1 protein-coding gene is annotated in these 693 nt (G+C 67.0%); it reads right to left on the bottom strand.

Translation table 11 applies throughout. The features are described from left to right. Positions 1-693, bottom strand: a 693-nt coding sequence (tnpC, locus tag AC6A67_RS10620; protein WP_498036530.1) for an IS66 family transposase, incomplete at both ends; no start/stop codon positions are given.

Below are 693 nucleotides of genomic sequence, written 5' to 3'. Positions count from 1 at the left end.
ATGCGACGCCGGGTGGATCGATCCCGCCCCAGGGGCGATCGTCACGGGCATAGGCGAACAGCTGACCCGTCCTTGTGCGGCCGCGCCCGGGATCGAGCACTGGCGCGGTCGTCTCGTCGGCGAAGAGCTTCGATGAGGTCTTCAGCTGTTCGAACAGGCGCTCGTGGACCGGTCGCAGCAGGAAGGCCGCCTTGCCGACCCAGTCAGCGAGCGTCGAGCGGTCGAGGTTCACGCCCTGACGGGCATAGATCTGGGACTGGCGGTAAAGCGGAAGGTGATCGGCGTATTTGCTGACCAGCACGTGGGCGACTGTCGCTTCGGTCGGGATGCCGCCTTCGACAAGACGCGCCGCAGCCGGCGCCTGCAGCACAATTTCCTCGCAACTCCGGCAGGCGTACTTCGGGCGGCGCGTGACGATCACCCGGAACTGGGCCGGGACGATGTCGAGGCGTTCGGAGCGGTCCTCGCCCATGACGTGCAGCATCCCCTTGCAGCACGGGCAGGTCCTGTCGGGGATATCGATGACCTGCTCGATGCGCGGCAAGTGTGCGGGCAGTGAGCCGCGGTTGGCGCGGCGCTTTCTGACGCGGGCCTCAAGCTTTGCAGGATCGGCGGCTTCCTGGGCAGCGAGGCCTTCTGCCTCAACCTGCTCGACCTCTTCCAGGGCCAGCAGCAACTGGTCCATGGGCAGGC

The sequence above is a fragment of the Camelimonas sp. FR25 genome (genome assembly GCF_059740505.1).
Note: the sequence above shows the minus strand (reverse complement) of the source record. Positions and strands in the feature narration are given on the sequence as shown.